Here is a 22550-nt window from a genome sequence, read left to right on the forward strand (position 1 = left end):
CCTGCGCTGTGAAAACGGAGAACTCCGATGACAACCGCATTGTGGATCATGTGTGGCATTATCCTGTTATGTGTGATTTTGTCGGCTTTTTTCTCTGGCTCCGAAACGGCGCTGACCGCCGCATCGCGCGCCAGAATGTTAGGTTTTGAGCAGCAGGGTGATGAACGGGCTACGACTGTTCAGCGCTTGATTGCACAAAAAGACCGTCTGATCGGTGCGTTGCTGATTGGCAATAATCTGGTCAATATTCTGGCGTCGTCTTTGGCAACCAGCATGTTTATGAGCCTCTTTGGCGATGCGGGTGTGGCTTATGCCACCATTGCAATGACGCTCATTCTGGTGATTTTTTCTGAAGTTTTGCCAAAGTCATGGGCAATCTCAACGCCTGACCGTTTTGCGTTAACTGTCGCGCGCGGTGTTTCTGTCGTTGTAACGGTGATTGGTCCGCTTTCTACGGTGGTGAACTGGATTGTCAGGACCATCATGCGCATTTGTGGAATTAATCTTGCCGCAGGTGGCTCGATGTTGTCGCCTCAGGAAGAGTTGCGCGGGGCAGTGGAAGTGTTGCACCGCGATGGGTCGGTGATTAAATCGGATCGTGATCAGCTTGGCGGTTTGCTGGACTTGCGCGAGCTGGAAGTCAGCGATGTGATGGTGCATCGTACCGCGATGGGTACTATTAATGCTGATGATTCCGCTGAGGTGCTGGTTAAGGAAATTTTGGCAAGCCCGCATACACGTATGCCTTTATGGCGCGATGATATTGATAATATCGTTGGAATTATTCACACTAAAGATCTGGTGCGTGCGCTATATGAAGTGGATAATGATTTTTCCTGTATCGACATATTGAAAGTAGCAACCAAACCTTGGTTTGTGCCGGATACAACCACCTTGCAAGATCAGCTCAACGCGTTTTTGCGTCGTAAAGCCCATATCGCCATTGTGGTGGATGAATATGGTGATGTGCAGGGACTGGTTACGCTGGAAGATATTCTGGAAGAGATCGTCGGTGATATTGCCGACGAACATGATATTGACATGCAGGGTGTACGTCCGCAGCCGGACGGCTCTTATATTGTTGATGGTTCATTGCCGATCCGCGATTTGAACCGTGCGCTTGACTGGTCATTGCCGGATGAAGAAGCTACGACGATTGCAGGTCTTGTCATTCATGAAACGCAGTCCATTCCGGAAGTGAAACAGGCTTTCACTTTCCATAACAAGCGTTTCACCGTTTTGAAACGGGAGAAAAACCGTATTGCACGATTGCGAATCGTGGCGCTGGATGAAGAAGGTAAACCAACCAATGCCAATCAGCCGGTTGAATATGAAATCTAAGGGAGCTTGATTTTTAGCCCCCTTAAGATGAAGGCATTTGTTAACGGCGGCTTGGTTCGCCCGGTGCGCTTGGTTCAAGCGCTAAAGCATGAACGCCGTTACTGAGTTCGTCGCTCAGTAATTCGTTGATGGCACGGTGACGGGCAATACGGGAAAGGCCGGTAAATTTGTCTGACACGATGATGACACGGAAATGTGTTTCACCGCTTCCGTCATAGACCTCATGATGGCCATTTTCTTCATGGTGATGGCCGGCATGGAGGTGGCTTTCATTGCGCACTTCGAGATGTTCAGGAGAGAAAGCCTGATTAAGTTTCTGTTCAATAGTGGTTTGTATGCTGTTATTCATGGACATTTGGTCAAGTTCTCCCCATATAGGTACTAACTCCCATATAAGTGACGTGGTTACGTCTTGATGTGGGGCAAATCCGCACAGGAAGCAGATGTTTCGTCCTCGCTTTATCATGAATCTGCATCATGATAAAAAGTCAATTCTTGTTTGAAAACTCTTTATCCGCATAATCTGACATCATGACAATCAATTCAAAATATTTCGACAGCATTCGTATTGGTGGCAAGAAGAAGGCCGAGGCTAAGTCGTCGGTGCCTGATTGCCGATGGGATGGGTGCCTCAAACCTGGAACGCATAAAGCGCCGGTCGGACGTGATCGTGAAGGTGAGTATTTTCATTTTTGTATCGATCATGTCAGGGAATATAATAAGAGCTTTAACTATTTCACCGGCGTTTCAGACGGCGAAGCTGCACGGCTGCAAAAAGAAGCCCTGACCGGCAACCGGCCTACTTGGACAACCTCGTCTAACGCTTCATCCGGTGCTTCCCGCACTTCGCCTGATATGGCACGAATGCGTTCGGGGTCGGCGGCTTATCATAACCGTATACGTGATCCTTTTAATTTGTTTAAGGATGAGAAGGATAATGCGCGAGCTGCCGCACAATTGCGCAAACCCCGCGCTTTGGAAGCAAAAGCACTGGCCACTTTGGGGCTTGATGCCAGCGCCACAAGCGATGACATCAAAACCAAATATAAGGAACTGGTCAAACAGCACCATCCCGATGCCAATGGCGGTGATCGTGCTTCCGAAGATCGCTTCCGCGACGTAATCCAGGCTTATCAATTATTGAAGTCATCGGGCTTTTGCTCGTAAAAAGCTTCAATATTGATCGCATGACCGATTTACAGAAGAGCAATATTGCTCTTTTGGAGCGGGTGGTGAAATAAATGTTTGATGCGCTTGCGAGTTCAGCTTGAACCGTTGGAGTTCAGACGTTACAAAAATGTGAACTATAGACGGACATTTTTTGTCGCATAGCGTTTAGTCAAGCTCATGCCAAGATGCCCGGTATGATTAAGTGTAATTAACAGGGCATTCCGTTTTTTAAATCAATACGGATCGCTTGCGAGTAAAGCAAAAGGAATGAGCGGCTGGTTTCCTTATCCGCCGCTTTGGAGGCATGATGAATAAGGTTGAGCGGGATATCACCAATTTGCCGGATACAACGGTTTCGGTGCGTGAAGTATTCGGAATTGACAGCGATTTGCAGGTACCTGCATTTTCTATGCGTGATCCGAATGTTCCGGACATTGATCCTGATTATCTGTTTGATAAACAGACCACATTGGCGATTTTGGCAGGCTTTGCCTATAACCGCCGCGTGATGGTGTCGGGTTATCACGGTACTGGTAAATCCACCCATATTGAACAGGTTGCAGCCCGTCTTAACTGGCCTTGTATCCGTGTGAATCTTGATAGTCATGTCAGCCGTATCGATCTCGTCGGTAAAGATGCAATCGTTGTTAAAGACGGTATGCAGGTTACCGAATTTAAAGATGGTATTCTGCCTTGGGCTTATCAGCGCAATGTCGCGCTGGTGTTTGACGAATATGATGCCGGTCGTCCTGACGTGATGTTCGTGATCCAGCGTGTGCTGGAAGCATCCGGTCGTTTGACCCTGCTCGACCAGAGCCGCGTGATCAACCCGCATCCGTCTTTCCGTTTGTTTGCAACCGCCAACACTGTAGGCCTTGGCGATACAACCGGTCTTTATCACGGTACACAACAGATCAACCAGGCACAGATGGATCGCTGGTCAATCGTGACCACGCTGAACTATCTGCCGCATGACAATGAAACAGCAATCATTCTGGCCAAAGCCAAACATTACCAGAATGAAGAAGGCCGCGACATTGTCAACAAGATGGTGCGCGTTGCCGACATGACCCGTCAGGCCTTCATCAATGGCGATTTGTCCACTGTGATGAGCCCGCGTACGGTGATCACATGGGCTGAAAACGCTGCGATCTTTAACGATGTCGGTTTTGCTTTCCGCGTAACATTCCTCAACAAATGTGATGAACTCGAACGCGCGATTGTTGCCGAATTCTATCAGCGTGCATTTGGTGCTGAATTGCCAGAATCGGCAGTTAACGTCGCTCTTGCGTGAAGGCGGTGAATTATCATGGCCGGTATAGGGGCAGGTGCAGGCGATAATTCGCGGCAAAAGCGGCAGACGCCAATCGATTCGGAACCGTTCAAACGGGCAGTAACCGCATGTATGCGTGCTATTGCCGGTTCCAACGAGTTCGAGGTCGGTTTTAGTAATGATCGTCCGGCTTTGACCGGCAATCGTGCCAGATTGCCGGATCTGCCGAAGCGGCCAACTGCGAATGATATTGCGATCACGCGTGGTTTGGGCGATTCCATGGCGCTGCGTCAGGCACGCCATAATCCGCGCATTCACGCAGGTCTGGCACCGGAAGGCAAACAGGCGCGCGCTATTTTTGATGCGGTTGAACAAGCGCGTGTCGAGGCTATCGGCGCGCGTGCGATGGTGGGTGTCGGCGATAATTTAAGCTCAATGCTGGCTGATAAATATGCCCGCGCCAATTACACAGCTGCGATGGAAAAAGAAGAAGCGCCTCTTGAAGAAGCTGTTTCTTTGTTGATCCGTGAAAAGCTGACCGGTCGCGAAGCGCCAAAAGAAGCCGGCAATTTGCTGGATTTGTGGCGCGACTGGATTGAAGACAAAGCCGGCGCGGATATTGAGCATTTAGCTGAAAATCTCGAAGATCAGGATGCCTTCGCACGTGTTGTGCGCAACATGCTGGCTTCGATGGAGATGGCGGAAGACCTGTCGCAAAATCCTCAAGATGATAATAATGAGGAACAGAGCGACGATACGCCGGACCCGGAAGAGAACGAAGACGGTGGTGCTGAAGAGCAGGAAGGCTCTGACCAGACTGAAAATGACGAATCGGAAGATTCCAGTGACGATGGCGAGCAGGGCGAAATGGAAGCCGCTGATGCCAATTCTGATGATCTGGATGATGGCGAGGAAATCGATGCGGAAACGCCGGGAGAAGCCCGACGTCCCGGCCAGCCGTTTGATGATCTTGCGCAGCAGATTGATTATAAAGTTTTCACCCGTGAGTTTGACGAAACGGTGGAAGCAACTGATCTGTGTGATGAGGCAGAGCTTGAGCGTTTGCGCGGTTTCCTCGATAAGCAGCTTGCCAATCTGCAAGGTGTGGTCGGGCGGCTTGCCAACCGTTTGCAGCGCCGTTTGATGGCACAGCAAAACCGTTCATGGGATTTCGATCTGGAAGAGGGCTATCTTGATACTGCGCGTTTGATGCGTGTGGTGATCGACCCGACCCAGCCGCTTTCTTATAAATGGGAACGCGATACGGATTTCCGCGATACGGTGGTGACACTGGTGATCGATAATTCCGGCTCGATGCGTGGTCGCCCGATTACGGTTGCAGCAACCTGCGCCGATATTCTGGCACGCACCTTGGAGCGCTGCGGTGTTAAGGTCGAGATTCTGGGCTTTACCACCAAAGCATGGAAGGGCGGTCAATCGCGTGAAGCATGGCTTGCGCGCGGTAAGCCTGCTGCTCCTGGTCGCCTCAATGACCTTCGTCATATCATTTATAAGGCCGCAGACGCCCCGTGGAGACGCGCACGTCGCAATCTTGGCCTGATGATGCGGGAAGGGCTGCTGAAAGAGAATATCGACGGTGAAGCGCTTATTTGGGCACATCAGCGTTTGCTGGCACGCTCCGAACAGCGTAAAATCCTGATGGTGATTTCTGACGGTGCGCCGGTGGATGATTCAACGCTGTCGGTTAATCCGGGCAACTATCTCGAGCGCCATTTGCGTGGCGTGATTGAAGAGATCGAAACCCGCTCACCGGTGGAGCTGATTGCAATTGGTATCGGTCACGATGTGACGCGTTACTATCAGCGTGCTGTGACGATTGTGGATGCCGAGGAACTGGCAGGCGCGATGACAGAGCAGCTGGCTTCTTTGTTTGATGAACAGACCCGTGGCCGCGGCTCAAAACGCTAAACTTTTTATTGAATACAAAAAAGCCGCCGGAAACAGTTCAGTTTCCGGCGGCTTTTCTTTTTTAATGATTTATGCCTGCTGGCGCGTTGCTGCCAGTACAATTTCCCTAATACAAACGCCTTGCGGTTGCTCATAGGCATAAAGAATAGCACGGGCTACATCTTCAGGGCTCAGCACCGGTGCGCCCATATTGGTTTTCCAATCGTCATATCCGGCTTTGATGCTTTCATCACTGGTATGGCTTAATAATTCTGTTTCCACGGCACCGGGTGCGATCGTCACAACGCGCACATCATGAGGTGCCATTTCTTCGCGCAGGTTTTCAGAAAGGCCGTGGACTGCAAATTTTGTGGCTGTATAGGCCACATGATTGGCAAATGTTTTGCGCCCTGCCACTGAACTGATATTGATGATCGTGCCATGCTGACGTTTGACCATTGATCCTGCTACGGCATGAATGCCATTGAGCAGGCCTTTGACATTGACCTCCAGCATCCGGTCCCATTCATCAGGGTGTTGCCGGGTGATGTCGCCTAACAACATGATACCTGCATTATTGATGATGACATCGGCTGCGCCATAGAGGCTTTCGGCTTGTCTGACCGCTTCCAGCAAGCTCTTGCGATCAGTCACATCCACAGCCTTGCATAGGGTGTGTGGTAAATGAAGTGCTTCCATGATTTCGAGACGGCGCGCCAAGAGCAGCAACGGATGACCGCGCGCGGCAAATAATTTGGCTGCGGCAAGGCCAATGCCGGAACTGGCACCCGTGATAATGACAAGCGGAAGCTTTTGCTTAGGCAAAGACATGTAAAAAATCCTTATCTTAAAAAAGTGAAACCGGCGCAGAAACATTTGATTGAAAGCTTTAGTAAAGCGCAAAATCAGCGTTTCGGCAAACCGGTTTGGAAATTTCGTCAGATAAAGAAAGAAGAGCCGCTATTTTGAAAAAGCGGCTCAGAGGGCATTTTTAACGGGATTTGTCCGGTGCATAGACGGCTGGCATAAAGATTGCCAGAATCGCGCCATAAGGCACCAGCATCAGCGTTCCCATGATGACCTTGATGAGGAAGTCACCGATTGCCAATGATATCCACAGCGCCACTGGCTGCCCCAGAAACGGTACAATCTCGGTCAGGGAAGAATCAGTGTGCCCTGTCATCTGATCGATCCATGCAAATTGCGCAGCAAAGGCAATGGCAAAGAACAGGATCGTGTCCAGCACAGAGCCGACCATGGCAGCTGCAAATGGCGCCTTCCACCATGACAGGCGGCGCAGGCGATCAAACACACTAATATCCAGCAATTGGGCGAATAGAAATGCACTGCCGGATGCAATGGCGATTCGCGGCGTTGCCAGCCAGATCGACATAATCACACCAAGGACAAAACCAGCCAGCACTACCTTGCGTGCAGCTTGCGGGCCAAAGCGGCGGTTTGTGAGGTCATTGACAAGGAAAGCCAGCGGATAAGTGAATGCGCCCCATGTCAGAATATCGCCAAGTCCGAAATAGTTGAACTGATATTGGACGAGGATATTGGATGCGGCAACGGAGACGCACATCGCCAGAACGGCGGGAATTAAAGCGGAAGTATAGAAAGTTCGTAAATTGAACATTTTTTTATCCTGGGTAATGGAACCAGTTGCAGATCAGAGATCTTAGGACAGCAAAAAGGGTCGACCAAAGCCGACCCCGCGATTATTTAGCCAAATAAGGCTTAAATATTAAGCGCTTACAGCTTCAGCCTGCTTCTTTGCAATCTGACGCTTCAGAAGACGTGCGCGCTGTGACAGCTCTTTGTCGTCTGATTTAGCCAAGAATGCATCAAGGCCACCGCGATGTTCTACTGAACGCAGAGCATTGGCGGAAACACGCAAACGGAAGCTCATGCCCATTGCGTCGGACATCAGGGTTACGTTGCAAAGGTTTGGCAAAAAGCGGCGACGCGTCTTGTTGTTCGCGTGGCTGACGTTGTTGCCGTATTGGACCGCTTTACCGGTCAATTCACAAGCGCGGGACATTTTGGTCTCACCTTCAAAATTCTGTTTCTCAAGGCCCCGACCTGAATGCCCGAACTAATGCACATCACAGCGTAAAACTGCTGCTGGCGCGCGATATCGGACAGGCGGCCTAAAGGGAAAGTTGCGTTTCTATAGTGTCCGGAGCGCAAACAGTCAAGTCGCTTTGCAACGTCAAGGCTATTTTGCTTGGTCTACCTTGCCACAAAAGATCGGCTTAACGCTCTTTATGCGGCATAAGTTAACGAAACATAACTTTGCCTGTTTTACCTGTTTCAGCTCTCAATACAAGTTTTAAAGGATAAAATTGCTGCAAATATGGTCTGAATCACCGCTCGGAGGCCTGTTCATGATGAAAATGAAGTTTTTATTGGCAGGGTTTGTTGCTGGCATTAGCCTGATTTCGCAAAGTGCAGGCGCACTTGCTGATGATATTTATACCACCCAATATAGAATCTCTGTAATCGGTTTAACGATTGCGCGTGCCAATACTCAAACGCATATCGGGCAAAATTCTTATCGTTTGAAAGGTGATTTTGCCAGTTCGGGAATCGCTCGTATATTTGATCAGACAGATGGAACTTTATTGATTGCCGGCAAAGTCAACAAAAGCGGCTTTCTGCCCGATTCTTATCATTTGCAATATCAGCATAAGAAAAAGGCCAAATCGACCAGCATAAGTTTTAGCAACGGGCAGGTGACAGGTACCGAAAATTCGCCACCGGTGAAAAAGCGCGATCCTTGGGTGGAGCTAACCCCTGCACAGCTCAAAAACATCACCGACCCGATTTCAGCGATGATGATCAGGGCCAAATCCCCGCAGGATGTTTGTGCGCAAGCTCTAAGAACCTTTGATGGTCAGACACGGGCTGATTTACGTTTGTCTTATACGGGCAAGGGCAGATACACCACACTGGGCTTTAAAGGTGAAACAGTGGAATGTACGGCGCGTTTTGTGCCGGTTGCCGGTTATCAAAAGGACAAAGAATCAATTAATTATCTGGCCAATAAGAGCCGGATCAGTATAAGTTTTGCCACACTGGGAAATTCAGGCATTTATGCTCCGGTTGAGGCGCGAATTGGCACAAAAATAGGAACAGTTAAAGTTTCAGCCATGCGTTTTGAAAAAATAAACTGACCGCAAGCCAGCAAGCTGAATAAGCTGGTCAGGGGAAGCGGTCAGGGGGATTGAACGGGAGGGGATGTGGCAACACTGGTTGGCTTTGCAGCCATTATTATGTGGGCTTTGCTCGCTTTATTCACGGCTGGGTCAGGTCAGGTGCCGCCATTTCAGCTTTCTGCAATGACTTTTGCAATTGGTGCTTGTCTGGGCATTCTATCATGGATCTGGCGACCACAAGCGATTAAAAAACTTTGCCAGCCCGCAATTGTGTGGCTGGTGGGCGTGGTCGGGTTGTTTGGCTATCATTTTTTATATTTCACTGCTTTGCGCAATGCACCGCCGGTGGATGCCAGCTTGATTGCTTATCTCTGGCCGCTGCTGATTGTGGTCGGCTCGGCATTGATGCCGGGTGAAAAGCTTAAATACTATCATATTGCCGGAACGCTGCTCGGGCTTGGTGGCATGGTGCTGGTGGTGACCAAAGGCGGCGGGGTGGGCTTTGAGGCGCGTTACGGTTTTGGCTATCTGATGGCAGCCCTTTGCGCGGTGACATGGGCCACTTATTCGTTGCTGTCACGCCGTTTCAAACAGGTGCCGACCGATGCTGTCACAGGCTTTTGTATGGCAACAGCATTATTGTCTTTATTGTGTCATTTGTTGTTGGAGCAAACCGTATGGCCGGAAACGACCGGCCAATGGATTGCTATTGTGGGCTTGGGGCTTCTGCCGGTGGGCGCTGCCTTTTATGCATGGGATTACGGCGTTAAGCGCGGCAATATTCAGGTTTTGGGCGCTGCCAGCTATGCAGCCCCTTTATTATCCACGCTTGTGTTGATTGTGGCAGGGGCGGCAGAGCCAAGCTGGCGTATTCTGGCTGCTTGTTTGCTCATTACGGCCGGTGCGGTTCTGGCGGCAAAGGATATGATTTTTAAACGAAAATCATAAAGCCTGATGGTGAATGCACTCGTCATGATTGCTTAAAACTTCAATGACGCGGCATTCATCCACGCGGCCATGGGCGCAGCTTTCCAGCATTTTTTGCAATTCTGCTCTTAAAGCCGTGAGTCTGACAATGCGTTTTTCGACATCAATCAGCCTTTCACGCGCCAGCTGATCGGCGACCGTGCAAGGCTGATCAGGGTTATCCTGTAATTGCAGCAAAGCGCGGATGGCATCGACTTCAAAGCCGAGCTCACGCGCATGTTTGATGAAAATCAGACGGCGGATATCAGCCTGCTCATAAAGACGACGATTGCCTTCACTGCGCTCAGGAACAGGAATGAGGCCGGACTGCTCGTAATAGCGGATTGTCGGCACTTTGACGCCGCTGCTAGCTGAAACTTCGCCAATGGTGAAATTTGTCATCTTTTGCTCTTGCTCCTCTAGTCACTAGAGGAAGTAAGCTGTTCTCAATTAAGATTCAAGGAGCAGTCATTATGGCAGGGGATTCGAGCGGAAACAGCCAGCAAATCCGCTATCAGATTGAAGGTATGGATTGTGCATCCTGCGCAACCAAAATTGACACAGCCGTGCGCCGCGTTGAAGGCGTGGAAGATGTTTCGGTATCGGTGACCAGTGGGTCGATGAAGGTCAGCTATCTGGGTGACCGCGATGCAGAAATTATCAAAAAAGTGCAGAGTCTTGGCTATAAAGTCAGCCGTGATGCACCACAGACAAATAATGTGACTGAAAAACGCTTTCAGATTGAAGGCATGGATTGCGGCTCTTGTGCCGGCAAGGTGGAAACAGCAATGCGCCGCATTAAAGGCGTTGAGGCGGTTTCTGTGTCGGTCACCAATGGTTCAATGACGATCAGCACCGCGGCTAACCTTGATGCTGAGATCATGAAAAAGGTGCAAAGCCTGGGCTATAAAATTGCTCTGGCTGATACATCGCTTGCCGAAGTAAAAACACAGGCGCATTGTCACGACCACGACCACGACCACGACCACGACCACGACCATGGTGATGGGCATGGTCACTCTCATGCCGCAGCACCTGTTGCGGTGGTGGTTAAAAAAGCGCCGCCAAAATGGTGGCAGACAGCCAAAGCTAAGCTGATGTTTATCAGTGGTGGCGGTTTGGTTGGTGCTTATATTATTGGCCTTATTTATCCGTCTGTTGCACTTTATGCATTTCTGGCTGCCATGCTTTTGGGACTGGTGCCGATTGCCCGCCGTGCAGTGATGGGCGCATTAAACGGCACGGTGTTTTCTATCGAGATGCTGATGACGATTGCTGCTATTGGCGCGATCTTTATCGGCGCTGCAGAAGAAGCCGCAGCCGTTGTGTTTCTCTTTCTGGTGGGCGAATTGCTGGAAGGTGTGGCTGCTGGTAAGGCACGAGCCAGCATCCAATCTTTGAGCGATCTGGTGCCAAAAATCGCCTATCTGGAGCAGGGTTCCGGTACTGTTGAAGTGCCTGCCGATCAATTGCAGCCAGGTGAGACGATTGTTGTGCGGCCGGGGGATCGTATTCCGGCGGATGGTGAAATTATCGCTGGTGAAAGTGCCATTGATGAAGCACCTGTCACCGGTGAAAGCACGCCGGTTAATAAAGGTGAGGGTGAAAATATCTTTGCCGGTACGATTAACGGCGATGGCGTTTTGCGTGTGCGTGTCACTGCCGCTGCGGCTGACAACACCATTGCCCGTGTGGTGAAACTGGTGGAAGAGGCACAGGATGCCAAAGCGCCGACCGAGCGCTTCATCAATCGCTTTTCTACTTATTATACGCCGGGCGTTGTGGTGGTTGCAGCTTTGGTGGCACTCATTCCGCCGCTGTTTTTTGGCGGAAACTGGAATGAGTGGGTCTATAAAGGTCTGGCAATTTTGCTGATCGGTTGCCCTTGTGCATTGGTGATTTCAACACCGGCGGCAATTGCCGCTTCGCTTTCATCGGGCGCTAAGCGCGGCTTGTTGATGAAGGGTGGCTCGGTGCTGGAAACCATCGGTAAAATCACCGCCGCAGCTTTTGATAAGACCGGAACACTGACCGAAGGCAAGCCTAAGGTGACCGATGTGGTTGCCGGTGCGCTGCCGGAAGATGATGTGCTTAGCTTGGCGGCTGCCCTTGATGCAGGCTCAAGCCATCCGCTGGCCATTGCTATTGTCAGCGCCGCCGAAGCGCGTAACCTGACATGGCCGGACGTGATGCAAGGCAAGGCGATTGGCGGCAAGGGTGTTGCAGGTCAGGCGCAGGGTATGGAACTGTTCTTAGGCTCGGCCAAGGCAGCACGCGCTCAGGCCACAATGAGCGATGCGTTTGCAGCAAAGCTCACAGCACTCAACGATGATGGTAAAACTGTCTCTGTGCTGGTTGCTGACGGCAAAATCGCTGGTGCGATTGCTATGCGTGATGAGCCGCGTGCCGATGCGATTGCCGGTCTGAAGCGTTTGAATGCTTCAGGTATCCGCACCGTCATGCTGACCGGTGACAATCGCCGCACGGCGGAAGCTGTCGGACGTGATATCGGCATTGAAGTGCGGGCTGAATTGCTGCCGGAAGACAAGCAGAAGATCATTGCCGGCTTGCAAAAAGAAGGCCTGATCATTGCCAAAGTGGGTGACGGTATCAATGATGCGCCAGCACTTGCGACGGCTGATGTGGGCATTGCGATGGGCGGCGGCACGGATGTGGCGCTGGAAACTGCCGATGCGGCTGTCTTACATGGCCGTGTGTCGGATGTGGCGGAGATGGTGGAGCTTTCCAAGCGTACCATGCGCAACATTTATCAGAACATCACGATTGCCCTTGGGCTGAAGGCGGTATTTTTGGTGACAACCGTGCTGGGGATTACCGGTCTCTGGCCTGCTATTTTGGCTGATACGGGCGCAACCGTTCTGGTAACCATGAATGCGCTGCGGCTCTTGCGAGCCCGCTGATACTCTGAATATGACCATGAAAAAGCCGTCCTGAATAGTTTTCAGGACGGCTTTTTTGTCGGAGCTTATTCGCCCAATAATTGCAGGATACGTTCCTGATAGGTCTTGGCAAATTCCACATGTTCCGGATTGATGTCCTTGAGTTCATCAACCATTTGTTCTTCGTCTTCAGCCTCGGCACCTGCCAGCCCGCTCATCAGGGCAAAATATCCGGTGATATAATCACTGGCCGAAAGTTCGTGCTGATTGAGAACAGCCATAATCTCCGGCTTGGCTTCAACGCCTTTAATCAGCATGGCAATGGTTGGTTCCACTTCGCTGTCAGGTTCTGGCATAGCGGATTGGTCAAGTCCGCTCAGCGATGTTTGTACCGCTTCCATTTTGCTCAAGAATTCAGGTGTCAGTTTAAATGCATTAACCTCGGCCGGAACAGGCGGCGGAGCCACTTCAGAAAAGCTTTGTGCCTGTGCCGTTAAAGGCAGAGCGGTCATGCTGGTTGTTGTCAGAGTAAGGGCTGTGAAAACATGAAGCAGGAATGATTTTTTCAACATGATATGTCTCTTAAAAATTATCTTTTAAAGCGCGGATGCGGGTAAAAACCTGCTCATCACTCGCATCCGTCAGCGAAAGACGGGCACGGATTTGCCTATCGGATGCGCGCAGGAAAGGATTGGTCGCCAGTTCCCGTGCTATGCTTGTCGGCAATGTCAGCTGATCATTGGCGCGCAGGTGCGTGATTTCGGCAGCGCGTTGTTGCAAGGCTTCATTGTCGGGATCAATAGTCAATGCGAAACGGGCATTGCTGGCGCTATATTCATGGCCGCAATAAATGGCCGTATCGGCGGGAAGGGCGCTTAAAACTTTCAGAGACCGGAACATTTGCTGAGGTGTGCCTTCCAGCAAGCGCCCGCAACCAAGCGAGAATAATGTGTCGCCCGTAAAGGCTACTTTCGATTGCGGAATATAGTAAGAAATTTCGCCTTTGGTGTGGCCGGGGGTGCTGAGCACCTGCACTTCAAACTGGCCGAACCGGAAATTGTCACCATCATTTAAAGTCACATCAATTTCAGGGATTTTATCACTTTCCGCATGCGGGCCATAAATTTTCAGGCCGTATTTTTGCTTGAGAGCAAAATTGGCTTCCACATGATCATAGTGGTGATGGGTGGTGAAGATATAATCCAGCATCCAGCCGCGCCGTTCAAGGGCTGCCAATATCGGCGCTTCTTCCGGTGCATCAATGGCAGCGGTCAGATTATTGACCGGATCATGGATCAGCACGCCGATATTATCGCTGCGGCAGATGAATTGTTCGATTTCGAGTACGCCCATTTCCATCTCCCATAAATATCTTTCAGCGGCTCACCTGAACCGCTGAAATCTGACAAGCCGAAATGGCTAATCTGTGGCGAAAGTTTAGTTTTTCGCTTCTTCGGGCAGCGTATGTTTTTGAATGAGCGGCATTTGGAACAAGGTGAATAAAACCGTGATCGGCATAATGCCCCAAACTTTAAACCACACCCATGTGTCGGTGGAAAAACCGCGCCATACCACTTCGTTGACAACGGCCAAAAAGATAAAAAATACACCCCAGCGAAGCGTCAGCTTGCGCCAGCCTTCGGCATCCAGCTTGAATGCGGAGGCAAAAACATAGCCGAGCAGCGATTTTCCAAAGGCCAGACCACCCAGCAAAATCACACCAAAAAGGGTGTTGACGATGGTCGGTTTCATTTTGATGAAAGTGTCATTGTGGAGGTAAAGGGTGAGAGCACCAAAAACCAGCACTACAATACCCGATACTAATGGCATCACCGGCAGGCTGCGGGTGAGCGCCCATGAAATGGCCAGCGCAATAATGGTTGCGCCCATAAACAAAGCTGTTGCCATAAAGATCGGTTCGCCGATGGAGGCTAAAACAGGGAATTTTTCCCGTAGCATCTCACCGCGTGCATTGGTAAAGAAAAACACCATCAAAGGGCCGATTTCCAATGCCAGTTTCAGCAATGGGTTGATGTCGCTTTTTTCTTTGCCGGATGTTTGCGAAGGATCGCGTTCAAAAATTGGCTGGTTCATGACGCTACTCCTGCAATCGCTTTGGCAAAATCTTTGGCGGCAAATGGTTCAAGGTCATCAATACCTTCACCAACACCAATAAAATAAACGGGTAATTTATGTTTGGCGGAAATTGAAACCAGAATACCGCCGCGTGCCGAGCCATCCAGCTTGGTCATGACAAGACCGTTGACGCCTGCGATATTCTTGAAAATCTCTACCTGATTAAGGGCGTTTTGGCCGGTGGTGGCATCCAGCGTTTGTAACACTGTGTGTGGTGCTTCCGCATCATGTTTGCTGAGCACACGTACTATCTTGGCAAGCTCGTCCATCAGCTCGGCCTTGTTTTGCAAACGACCGGCGGTGTCGATAATCAGCACATCGCTGCCAGCTTCTTTGGCTTTTTCCCATGCGTCATAGGCAAGCCCTGCCGCATCGGCGCCAAGTTTGGAGGAAACAACCGGCGAGCCGGTGCGCTCACCCCAAATATGGAGCTGTTCAATTGCTGCTGCACGGAATGTATCACCGGCAGCCAGCATAACTTTCAAGCCGCCAGCGGTGAGTTTTGCGGCCAGTTTGCCAATCGTGGTGGTTTTGCCGGTGCCGTTAACACCCACGACCAAAATCACATGCGGCTTGTGCGACAGATCCAGTTCCAATGGCTTGGCAACAGGTGTCAGCACTTTTTCAATTTCCGCGCCCATGATCGCGCGCACTTCATCGGTGGAAACATCTTTGCCGTAGCGGCTGGCAGAGAGTGCATCGGTCACGCGCATGGCTGTTTCAAGGCCGAGATCAGCCTGAATCAGCACATCTTCCAGCTCTTGCAATGTATCATCATCAAGTTTGCGCTTGGTAAAAATGCCGCCGATGGAATCGCTTAAATTGCTGGAAGAGCGTGCCAGACCTTGGCGTAGGCGCTCATACCATGAGAGCTTCTTTTCAGGTTCCGCGACTGGCTCGGGCAAGTCTTGCTTGACGGCAACTGCTTTGCTGACCTGCACTTTGAGCGGCTTTGTTGCTGCTGGTGCTGGTGGTGCTGCTGGGGCAACCGGTGTAGGCGCAGGGAGTGGTGTTGGTTCAGGCTGTGGCTCTGGGGCTGCTTCAGCCACAGGTTCTTCGGCCTGAGGGGCTATCGCTTCAATAATAGCTTCCGGCGCGCCAGCTTGAGGCTCCTCTTCTATGTTTTGCTCAGGCTCGCTGACAACAGGGGCAGGGGCAACATCTTCTTCTGTCGGGTCTGGCGCAGGAGCAGCAGCCGGTTCTTCAACAGCCTCCGCATCTTCTGCAACAACACGATCATCGACTTGTTCTTCAACAAGTTCAGCCTCCTTCTTGCCGAAGGAAAACATTTTTTTGATAAAGCCGATTGCCATGGTCTGTCTTTTTCTTGTTCTGTTGAAGCTGCTGTTTCACTCTGTTTAAAGAGTGCTGGTCAGCAGCTTATCTTTATCATGCCCGATAATGCGGCGCTCAATGATTTTACCCGGTACATTTTCGGCATCATCTGCCGTAAATGCTGCCATGGTGAAGCCTTCTGTGCGACCGATACCAGCCTGTCCGTTGACGCTTTCCCGTTCAATCAGCAATTTCTGCACACTGCCGTCCAAAGCCTTCAAATGCGCAGCATAAGCACGATCTGCCTCTCCGCGCAAACGTGCAGCACGTTCTTTGACGATATCGCGCCGCACCTGCGGCATTCTTGCAGCCGGTGTGCCCTCACGCGGGCTATATGGAAACACATGTAAATGGGTGAGGCCGCAATCTTCAACGATCTTCATTGAATTTTGGAACATTGCTTCAGTTTCGGTCGGAAAACCGGCAATAATATCGGCACCAAAGACAATATCAGGACGGATTTGGCGTACAGTTTCGCAAAACTGAATGGAATCATCACGCAAATGACGACGTTTCATGCGCTTTAAAATCATATCATCGCCTGATTGCAAGGACAGATGCAGATGCGGCATCAGGCGGCTTTCATTGGCAAGTGCTTCCATCAGATCATCATCAGCTTCGATCGAGTCAATGGAAGAAAGACGCAGACGCTGCAAATCCGGCACTTGAGAAAGAACGGTTTTGACCAGTTTTCCAAGGCGTAAATTGCCTGGTAAATCAGGGCCGTAAGAGGTCATGTCAACGCCGGTGAGTACCACTTCCGCATAGCCATTATCGACCAGACGCTTGACCTGATCAACCACACCACCCATCGGCACCGAGCGGGAATTGCCGCGGCCATAAGGAATGATGCAGAACGTGCAGCGGTGGTCACAACCGTTTTGCACCTGCACAAATGCACGCGCCCGACCTTCAATGGCATCAACCATATGGGAGGCAGTTTCGCGCACTTCCATAATGTCGTTGACGCGGACTTTTTCAAACTGGTTGACGCCAAAATCCGGCAACATGCGATAGGAATTGGATTTCAGCTTTTCTTCATTGCCGAGCACCATGTCCACTTCGCCCATTGCGGCAAAGTTTTCTGCTTCTGTTTGTGCGGCACAGCCGGTGACGATAATACGTGCTTCCGGATTTTCGCGCCGTGCTTTGCGGATGGCTTGGCGTGCCTGACGCACAGCCTCGGAGGTAACGGCGCAGGTGTTGAAAATAATCGCGCCGTCTTTCAGCTCGCCTAAGCCCGCAGCATCGGCCTCGCGTTTCATCACTTCGGATTCATAGGTATTGAGACGGCAGCCAAAAGTTACGATTTCTACAGCCATTACACAGTACCTTTATTCGTCAATTTGCCAAAACGGCCAGAGGGTGAAGGAGCATCTGAGGATTGCTCATCTTTCTTCCCCTGATCACTTTTCCAGTGGCCGGTTTGCGGATCAAAAAGGCCGGAGAATTCCCATTCTGCAGGCCCTGTCATGATAATATGATCATCATCGCGCCATTCTACGGTTAAATCACCGCCCGGCAGATGCATTGTTACATATTGTTTTGTTTTATTTGTTATGACAGCACAGACGGCTGCTGCACAGGCCGCAGAACCGCAGGCGCGCGTCAATCCGGCACCACGCTCCCATGTGCGTAAATGAATGTCGTGCTCTGATGTTACTTGCGCAATCGAAACATTGACGCGCTGCGGAAAGAGCGGGTCATTTTCAATGATCGCACCAAATTGTTCTAATCGGTAAGACCAGACATCCTGATCAACCCAGAAGATGATATGCGGGTTGCCGATAGAGGCAAGAGACGGCATTTGCAGGCCGTATTTTTCACGCAAATCATTAAATATATCAGCTTGTGCAGTATCGCCGATATCTAGGCTTAACGGCAGATCCTGCCAGCCAAAGCGTGGAGTGCCCATATCAACGCTGATTTGAGTTCCGTCCAGCATTGCGGCGGTCAAAATGCCGGCAAGCGTTTCAAAGGTGAAATTTGTTTGCCGGGTTTCAGCATGGAGTGCCTGCACCACGCAGCGCGTGCCATTGCCGCAAGCTTGTGCCTGGGTGCCGTCACAATTGATAATCTCGATATAGTGATCGGTGTTTTCTGTGCGGGCATCATGAATGGCCATAATCTGATCAAACCGGGTGGCAGCATCCTGCGCCAGATAAACGGCAGCAGCCGGCGTGATGCGATCATCACGTCCGCGCATATCGGCAACAATAATTTGATTGCCTAATCCGTTCATTTTGGCAAAAGGTGCCATCTTGTTCATTTAGATTTCCGGTTTGATGATGAAAACAGGCTTCTATATGGGGGAAAAGACACGAAATTGCCAGTGTCTTGAACAGGCTTTGCGTGGATTGCGCTGACTGATTCTGCGATAAATGCGCTTCTTGAGTGTAAAAGTAGCGTTTTCAGCTTTTTAAGTGTGGCTGTTAAGCCCCAGTCTGTTTTAAAAAAGGCGATATGGCGGTTCAGCAACCCTGCCGCCTTAAAAAATCCATCAACAATGTTGCATTTTTATCTTATGCCTATTTTATTAGTAACTTGTAGATTATGGCAGGTGGAATAACATTCCTCTGACGCAATGGAGATCCGTATGGGAATTTCAAAAGCTAGCTTGCTCACTGTTGCAGTCGCGGGCATCCTGATGGCCGGTTGTCAAAGTTCCCGGTTTGATAATCAGAATTCAAGCTATCCGGCAGCACCATTGCGACCTGCACCTGCGGGCACTGTGCAAAAGCAGCCTTTGACACCTGCTAATCCGGATCAATTCCCGACTGCGCCAACAACCGGTATGGACGGTAATGTGAATGCAGGTCAGCCGGAAGGTGGCCAGCAGGTAGCAAGCCTGCCACCGGAAACCGCACCAACTCTCACCGCTGGCAGTGTTGCTGGTGTGTGGAATGCAAATCTCGGCGGGCAGAGCTGTAAGATTGCAACGCCGCAGACCAAATTTGGTCAGGGTTACCGCGCAGGTCCGCTGCGTTGCCCGGGCGAATTGGCAAGCCTGACCTCTTGGGCAGTGAGTGGCAAACAGCTTACTCTTTATAATGCAAATGGCGACACCGTTGCTTCGCTTTACTCGAGCGGTGCAAGCCGTTTTGACGGCCAGACATCCAGCGGTCAGCCGCTGAGCTTGTCTCGTTAATGATTGGCTTGGCTATTAAGCTTTAAGACAAAATTGCAGATATATGAATGGGGCACTGATCAGGTGCCCTTTTTCTTAAATTCTGTAGATGTGCAGATAGGATGATGATTTAGATATGTCGTTTGATGGCAATTTGAAGGCTTTCCCTTCTGTACGTGAGCACTATGAAGCTATGGTTCTGGCCGGTGATGTGGATAAAGATCCGGCTCAGCTTGAGTTGACTGATCTTTACGATCAGCTGATTAACGCTATTTGCAACAAGCGATTATCGCGCAAGTCGAGTGCGCTGGGGTGGTTGTTCGGGCGTAATAAACAGACGCAAAGCATCATTCATGGGCTTTATGTCCATGGTGAAGTCGGGCGCGGCAAAACCATGCTGATGGATATGTTCTTTCAGCTTTTGCCGATTGAACGCAAGCGCCGTGCGCATTTCAATGATTTTATGGCCGATGTGCATGATCGTATTCATGCCCATCGTCAGGCATTTAAAAACGGCACCACCAAAATTGAAGACCCGATCCTGCCGGTTGCTGACGCTTTAAGCGAGCAGGCTTGGGTTTTGTGCTTTGACGAATTTACCGTCACCGATATTACGGATGCGATGATTTTGTCGCGTTTGTTCGCGGCACTTTTCGAGCGCGGCGTGGTGCTGATTGCCACCTCCAATGTGGCGCCGGATAATCTTTATCGCAATGGCTTGAACCGTCAGCTCTTTTTGCCGTTTATCACTTTGCTGAAGCAATATGTACGCGTGATCAATTTGGATTCACGCACTGATTATCGTCTGGAAAAGCTTGATCTTCAGCCGGTCTATCTTTCGCCTTTAAGCAGTGATGCCGACAGGCAGATGGATGAGGCATGGGAGGCGCAGAAAGCAGGTGCAAAGGAAGAGCAGGCGATTATCCGTATTAAAGGGCGTGAAATTATTGTTTCACGCAGTGTTGCAGGTGCAGCGCGGTTTTCCTTTAATGAATTATGCGCCAAACCGCTGGCTGCTGCGGATTATATTGCCATTGTCAGCCAGTTTCCGACGATTTTTCTCGATCATGTGCCGGTGCTGGACTTGGCAAGACGGAATGAAGCCAAGCGCTTCATTTTGTTGATTGATACTTTATACGATCATCACGCAAAATTGTTTGTCTCAGCAGAGGCGGCGCCTGAGAAGCTTTACATTGCGCGTTCGGGAACGGAAGCTTTTGAATTTGACCGCACCGCTTCACGTTTATTTGAAATGCAGAGTGCAGAATATCTGGCGGCCGTGGAGCCTGCTTGATCTGGAATTTTGAGCTGATTTGCGCTTAACAACAGGGTGAGCGGGCTGGGTCTGTCGCCGGTTGTGATTTTGTGATAACTGCTCTATTCTAATAAATGAAAGCTGCAAAAGAGCCGGTAAAAACGGCTTTTGTGGCTGATTGTTGAGGTCGTGAATGATCGGGCAGAGCGATTGCATTAATACTGAACTGATCAGTCGCTTCATTGCCGATAATACCGCAGTTTTTAAAGACAAAAACCGGTTTCATATTTGTCTTATAAAACTGCTCTAATGCTTTCGTAGAACTGGAATTCTTTCCGGTTTTATCGGATGCAGGCACTTGTGTTGGTGGATGCGCTGCTTGAATGAGGATTGAAAGCAGGGACTACCGGTTTAAATGTATAAAGTCACAAGGTGATGCCGCGGGATTTTATACGGGAGTTGAGGTTGATCAGGCTGGAGAATAATTCCTTAAATTTGGATTAGTTTAAGGTAAAATTATGCTCTGATTTTAAAGTATTAGAGCGACCTTTATGTGCCAAGTCCGGCACATGGCGGTCTAATGCCTGAACGGGAATATCGCATGATTTTTTGTGCGTATTGCCGGATTAAACTTGGGAGGTTTGAGCAATTCGAAGATCTGCTAACAGCATGAAACAGCTGTCTGTTTCAGATTTTAAAGACGTCCGGAAACCTGTCCGGAGGTCGCAATTTTGCTGAAATCATCCCGCACCATTTCATTGGATTTTTTGGTTTTCGAAGCACAAAAAAGCTCTTTAGAGAATCAAGATTTTGACGTTTACGTAAGAACTTATAAATCTAACCGATTGAAATCATTGAGGTGAAATTTATTAGTTGAGTTATTCCCGGAAAGAGCTTAGTGAGCATCAGCGCTAAAGCTATTTCCGGGCTGTCGCCGGAGCTTGTTTCGGCGTTTCTGTGAATCACAGCTTGAGGAAAGAAACTAACATGGCACGCAGCAAGATTGCCCTAATTGGTTCTGGTATGATCGGCGGTACGCTGGCTCATTTGGCCGGCCTGAAAGAACTCGGTGATGTCGTATTGTTCGATATCGCTGAAGGTATCCCGCAGGGTAAGGGGCTTGATATTGCAGAATCGTCACCTGTTGATGGTTTTGATGCGAATTATTCCGGTACCAACGATTATAAGGACATCGCAGGCGCTGATGTTGTAATCGTGACCGCAGGTGTACCACGTAAGCCAGGCATGAGCCGCGATGACCTTTTGGGTATCAACCTGAAGGTTATGGAGCAGGTCGGCGCCGGCATTAAGCAGTACGCACCTGACGCTTTTGTTATCTGCATCACCAATCCGCTCGATGCGATGGTTTGGGCATTGCAGAAATTCTCCGGTCTGCCAGCCAATAAGGTTGTTGGTATGGCCGGTGTTCTGGATAGCGCACGTTTCCGCTACTTCCTCTCTGAGGAGTTTAAAGTTTCCGTTGAAGACGTCACAGCATTCGTGCTGGGCGGCCATGGCGACACCATGGTTCCGCTGACCCGTTACTCCACTGTTGCCGGTATTCCTTTGCCGGATCTGGTGAAGATGGGCTGGACAAGCCAGGAAAAGCTGGACCAGATCGTTCAGCGTACCCGTGACGGCGGTGCAGAAATCGTTGGCCTGCTGAAGACCGGTTCTGCATTCTACGCACCTGCTGCTTCTGCAATCCAGATGGCTGAATCCTACCTGAAGGACAAGAAGCGCGTTCTGCCGGTTGCTGCACAGCTTACCGGTCAATATGGCGTAAATGACATGTATGTCGGTGTTCCGACTATCATTGGCGCCAACGGTGTTGAACGCGTCATCGAGATCGAAATGAACGAAGCTGAAAAAGCTGAGTTCGAGAAGTCGGTCGCTTCCGTTGCCGGTCTTTGCGATGCTTGTAAGGGCATTGCACCGGCACTCAAGTAATCTGCTAAAAATGGCTGGTGGTATCACT

At 50.2% G+C, this 22550-nt stretch carries 21 protein-coding genes; 10 read left to right on the forward strand and 11 right to left on the reverse strand.

The window, feature by feature from the left end; all coding sequences use genetic code 11:
* Window positions 1-27: 27 nt before the first annotated feature.
* Window positions 28-1341 (forward strand): HlyC/CorC family transporter, encoded by a 1314-nt coding sequence (locus FHS77_RS06645; protein WP_184221577.1) that lies wholly within the window; start codon window positions 28-30, stop codon window positions 1339-1341.
* 40 nt (window positions 1342-1381) lie between these two features.
* Here FHS77_RS06645 and FHS77_RS06650 read toward each other — a convergent pair whose 3' ends face one another.
* Entirely contained in the window at window positions 1382-1696 is a 315-nt protein-coding gene (locus FHS77_RS06650; RefSeq protein WP_184221579.1) for a BolA family protein, read from the reverse strand.
* A gap of 176 nt (window positions 1697-1872) precedes the next feature.
* Here FHS77_RS06650 and FHS77_RS06655 point away from each other — a divergent pair, with 176 nt between their 5' ends.
* The 3 genes from FHS77_RS06655 to cobT all read left to right on the forward strand — a co-directional run bounded on the left by FHS77_RS06655 (window position 1873) and on the right by cobT (window position 5713).
* Entirely contained in the window at window positions 1873-2508 is a 636-nt protein-coding gene (locus tag FHS77_RS06655; protein ID WP_184221581.1) for a J domain-containing protein, read from the forward strand.
* Between the two features lie 310 nt (window positions 2509-2818).
* A complete protein-coding gene (gene cobS / locus FHS77_RS06660) occupies window positions 2819-3805 on the forward strand; it encodes a cobaltochelatase subunit CobS (RefSeq protein ID WP_184221820.1) in 987 nt (328 codons plus the stop codon).
* A 15-nt stretch (window positions 3806-3820) separates the two neighbouring features.
* Entirely contained in the window at window positions 3821-5713 is a 1893-nt protein-coding gene (gene cobT, locus FHS77_RS06665) for a cobaltochelatase subunit CobT (protein WP_184221583.1), read from the forward strand.
* A 69-nt stretch (window positions 5714-5782) separates the two neighbouring features.
* Here cobT and FHS77_RS06670 read toward each other — a convergent pair whose 3' ends face one another.
* The 3 genes from FHS77_RS06670 to rpmB all read right to left on the reverse strand — a co-directional run bounded on the left by FHS77_RS06670 (window position 5783) and on the right by rpmB (window position 7736).
* Complete coding sequence (locus FHS77_RS06670) at window positions 5783-6523, reverse strand: SDR family oxidoreductase (RefSeq protein ID WP_184221585.1); 741 nt, start codon at window positions 6521-6523, stop codon at window positions 5783-5785.
* A 160-nt stretch (window positions 6524-6683) separates the two neighbouring features.
* Window positions 6684-7331, reverse strand: coding sequence for a queuosine precursor transporter (locus tag FHS77_RS06675; protein ID WP_246431247.1), 648 nt, complete (start codon window positions 7329-7331; stop codon window positions 6684-6686).
* 108 nt (window positions 7332-7439) lie between these two features.
* Window positions 7440-7736 carry a 50S ribosomal protein L28 gene (gene rpmB, locus FHS77_RS06680; protein ID WP_184221587.1) on the reverse strand — a complete coding sequence of 99 codons (297 nt, stop codon included), beginning with the start codon at window positions 7734-7736 and terminating at the stop codon, window positions 7440-7442.
* 346 nt (window positions 7737-8082) lie between these two features.
* Between rpmB and FHS77_RS06685 the strand changes: the two genes are divergently transcribed.
* Both FHS77_RS06685 and yddG read left to right on the forward strand, forming a co-directional pair.
* Window positions 8083-8871 (forward strand): DUF3108 domain-containing protein, encoded by a 789-nt coding sequence (locus FHS77_RS06685; protein WP_184221589.1) that lies wholly within the window; start codon window positions 8083-8085, stop codon window positions 8869-8871.
* Between the two features lie 99 nt (window positions 8872-8970).
* Window positions 8971-9801, forward strand: coding sequence for an aromatic amino acid exporter YddG (gene yddG / locus FHS77_RS06690; protein ID WP_210307060.1), 831 nt, complete (start codon window positions 8971-8973; stop codon window positions 9799-9801).
* On the opposite strand, the gene FHS77_RS06695 is transcribed toward yddG, so the two are convergent.
* Window positions 9796-10221: a MerR family transcriptional regulator gene (locus FHS77_RS06695; protein ID WP_184221593.1), complete on the reverse strand. Its 426-nt coding sequence runs from the start codon at window positions 10219-10221 to the stop codon at window positions 9796-9798. The two genes, yddG and FHS77_RS06695, sit on opposite strands and share 6 nt — an antisense overlap.
* A gap of 71 nt (window positions 10222-10292) precedes the next feature.
* On the opposite strand from FHS77_RS06695, the gene FHS77_RS06700 reads away from it, so the two are divergent.
* Entirely contained in the window at window positions 10293-12740 is a 2448-nt protein-coding gene (locus FHS77_RS06700) for a heavy metal translocating P-type ATPase (RefSeq protein ID WP_184221595.1), read from the forward strand.
* A gap of 65 nt (window positions 12741-12805) precedes the next feature.
* On the opposite strand, the gene FHS77_RS16210 is transcribed toward FHS77_RS06700, so the two are convergent.
* The 6 genes from FHS77_RS16210 to dapF all read right to left on the reverse strand — a co-directional run bounded on the left by FHS77_RS16210 (window position 12806) and on the right by dapF (window position 18459).
* The gene (locus tag FHS77_RS16210) at window positions 12806-13291 is read right to left on the reverse strand and encodes a hypothetical protein (RefSeq protein ID WP_246431248.1); all 486 of its coding nucleotides are present in this window, start codon (window positions 13289-13291) and stop codon (window positions 12806-12808) included.
* 10 nt (window positions 13292-13301) lie between these two features.
* Window positions 13302-14072 carry a hydroxyacylglutathione hydrolase gene (gene gloB / locus FHS77_RS06710; protein WP_184221597.1) on the reverse strand — a complete coding sequence of 257 codons (771 nt, stop codon included), beginning with the start codon at window positions 14070-14072 and terminating at the stop codon, window positions 13302-13304.
* A gap of 84 nt (window positions 14073-14156) precedes the next feature.
* Window positions 14157-14813 (reverse strand): septation protein A, encoded by a 657-nt coding sequence (locus tag FHS77_RS06715; RefSeq protein ID WP_184221599.1) that lies wholly within the window; start codon window positions 14811-14813, stop codon window positions 14157-14159.
* A complete protein-coding gene (gene ftsY / locus FHS77_RS06720) occupies window positions 14810-16168 on the reverse strand; it encodes a signal recognition particle-docking protein FtsY (protein ID WP_184221602.1) in 1359 nt (452 codons plus the stop codon). The genes FHS77_RS06715 and ftsY overlap by 4 nt, the downstream gene beginning before the upstream one ends.
* Window positions 16169-16213: 45 nt before the next feature.
* Window positions 16214-17512 (reverse strand): tRNA (N(6)-L-threonylcarbamoyladenosine(37)-C(2))-methylthiotransferase MtaB, encoded by a 1299-nt coding sequence (gene mtaB / locus FHS77_RS06725; protein WP_184221604.1) that lies wholly within the window; start codon window positions 17510-17512, stop codon window positions 16214-16216.
* Window positions 17512-18459: a diaminopimelate epimerase gene (dapF, locus tag FHS77_RS06730; RefSeq protein WP_184221606.1), complete on the reverse strand. Its 948-nt coding sequence runs from the start codon at window positions 18457-18459 to the stop codon at window positions 17512-17514. The genes mtaB and dapF overlap by 1 nt, the downstream gene beginning before the upstream one ends.
* A gap of 327 nt (window positions 18460-18786) precedes the next feature.
* Between dapF and FHS77_RS06735 the strand changes: the two genes are divergently transcribed.
* The 3 genes from FHS77_RS06735 to mdh all read left to right on the forward strand — a co-directional run bounded on the left by FHS77_RS06735 (window position 18787) and on the right by mdh (window position 22522).
* The gene (locus tag FHS77_RS06735) at window positions 18787-19338 is read left to right on the forward strand and encodes a protease inhibitor Inh/omp19 family protein (protein ID WP_184221608.1); all 552 of its coding nucleotides are present in this window, start codon (window positions 18787-18789) and stop codon (window positions 19336-19338) included.
* 115 nt (window positions 19339-19453) lie between these two features.
* Entirely contained in the window at window positions 19454-20611 is a 1158-nt protein-coding gene (gene zapE / locus FHS77_RS06740; protein ID WP_184221610.1) for a cell division protein ZapE, read from the forward strand.
* Window positions 20612-21559: 948 nt separating this feature from the next.
* Window positions 21560-22522, forward strand: coding sequence for a malate dehydrogenase (gene mdh / locus FHS77_RS06745; RefSeq protein WP_184221612.1), 963 nt, complete (start codon window positions 21560-21562; stop codon window positions 22520-22522).
* Window positions 22523-22550 lie beyond the last annotated feature (28 nt).

The organism is Paenochrobactrum gallinarii (assembly GCF_014205685.1).
Classification (GTDB): Bacteria; Pseudomonadota; Alphaproteobacteria; order Rhizobiales; family Rhizobiaceae; genus Paenochrobactrum; species Paenochrobactrum gallinarii.

Bases quoted from the DNA above. Each gene is read 5' to 3' on its own strand.
- FHS77_RS06645 (WP_184221577.1), top strand. From the start codon at position 28: ATGACAACCGCATTGTGGATCATGTGTGGCATTATCCTGTTATGTGTG.
- FHS77_RS06650 (WP_184221579.1), bottom strand. From the start codon at position 1,696: ATGTCCATGAATAACAGCATACAAACCACTATTGAACAGAAACTTAAT.
- FHS77_RS06655 (WP_184221581.1), top strand. From the start codon at position 1,873: ATGACAATCAATTCAAAATATTTCGACAGCATTCGTATTGGTGGCAAG.
- cobS (WP_184221820.1), top strand. From the start codon at position 2,819: ATGAATAAGGTTGAGCGGGATATCACCAATTTGCCGGATACAACGGTT.
- cobT (WP_184221583.1), top strand. From the start codon at position 3,821: ATGGCCGGTATAGGGGCAGGTGCAGGCGATAATTCGCGGCAAAAGCGG.
- FHS77_RS06670 (WP_184221585.1), bottom strand. From the start codon at position 6,523: ATGTCTTTGCCTAAGCAAAAGCTTCCGCTTGTCATTATCACGGGTGCC.
- FHS77_RS06675 (WP_246431247.1), bottom strand. From the start codon at position 7,331: ATGTTCAATTTACGAACTTTCTATACTTCCGCTTTAATTCCCGCCGTT.
- rpmB (WP_184221587.1), bottom strand. From the start codon at position 7,736: ATGTCCCGCGCTTGTGAATTGACCGGTAAAGCGGTCCAATACGGCAAC.
- FHS77_RS06685 (WP_184221589.1), top strand. From the start codon at position 8,083: ATGATGAAAATGAAGTTTTTATTGGCAGGGTTTGTTGCTGGCATTAGC.
- yddG (WP_210307060.1), top strand. From the start codon at position 8,971: ATGTGGGCTTTGCTCGCTTTATTCACGGCTGGGTCAGGTCAGGTGCCG.
- FHS77_RS06695 (WP_184221593.1), bottom strand. From the start codon at position 10,221: ATGACAAATTTCACCATTGGCGAAGTTTCAGCTAGCAGCGGCGTCAAA.
- FHS77_RS06700 (WP_184221595.1), top strand. From the start codon at position 10,293: ATGGCAGGGGATTCGAGCGGAAACAGCCAGCAAATCCGCTATCAGATT.
- FHS77_RS16210 (WP_246431248.1), bottom strand. From the start codon at position 13,291: ATGTTGAAAAAATCATTCCTGCTTCATGTTTTCACAGCCCTTACTCTG.
- gloB (WP_184221597.1), bottom strand. From the start codon at position 14,072: ATGGGCGTACTCGAAATCGAACAATTCATCTGCCGCAGCGATAATATC.
- FHS77_RS06715 (WP_184221599.1), bottom strand. From the start codon at position 14,813: ATGAACCAGCCAATTTTTGAACGCGATCCTTCGCAAACATCCGGCAAA.
- ftsY (WP_184221602.1), bottom strand. From the start codon at position 16,168: ATGGCAATCGGCTTTATCAAAAAAATGTTTTCCTTCGGCAAGAAGGAG.
- mtaB (WP_184221604.1), bottom strand. From the start codon at position 17,512: ATGGCTGTAGAAATCGTAACTTTTGGCTGCCGTCTCAATACCTATGAA.
- dapF (WP_184221606.1), bottom strand. From the start codon at position 18,459: ATGAACAAGATGGCACCTTTTGCCAAAATGAACGGATTAGGCAATCAA.
- FHS77_RS06735 (WP_184221608.1), top strand. From the start codon at position 18,787: ATGGGAATTTCAAAAGCTAGCTTGCTCACTGTTGCAGTCGCGGGCATC.
- zapE (WP_184221610.1), top strand. From the start codon at position 19,454: ATGTCGTTTGATGGCAATTTGAAGGCTTTCCCTTCTGTACGTGAGCAC.
- mdh (WP_184221612.1), top strand. From the start codon at position 21,560: ATGGCACGCAGCAAGATTGCCCTAATTGGTTCTGGTATGATCGGCGGT.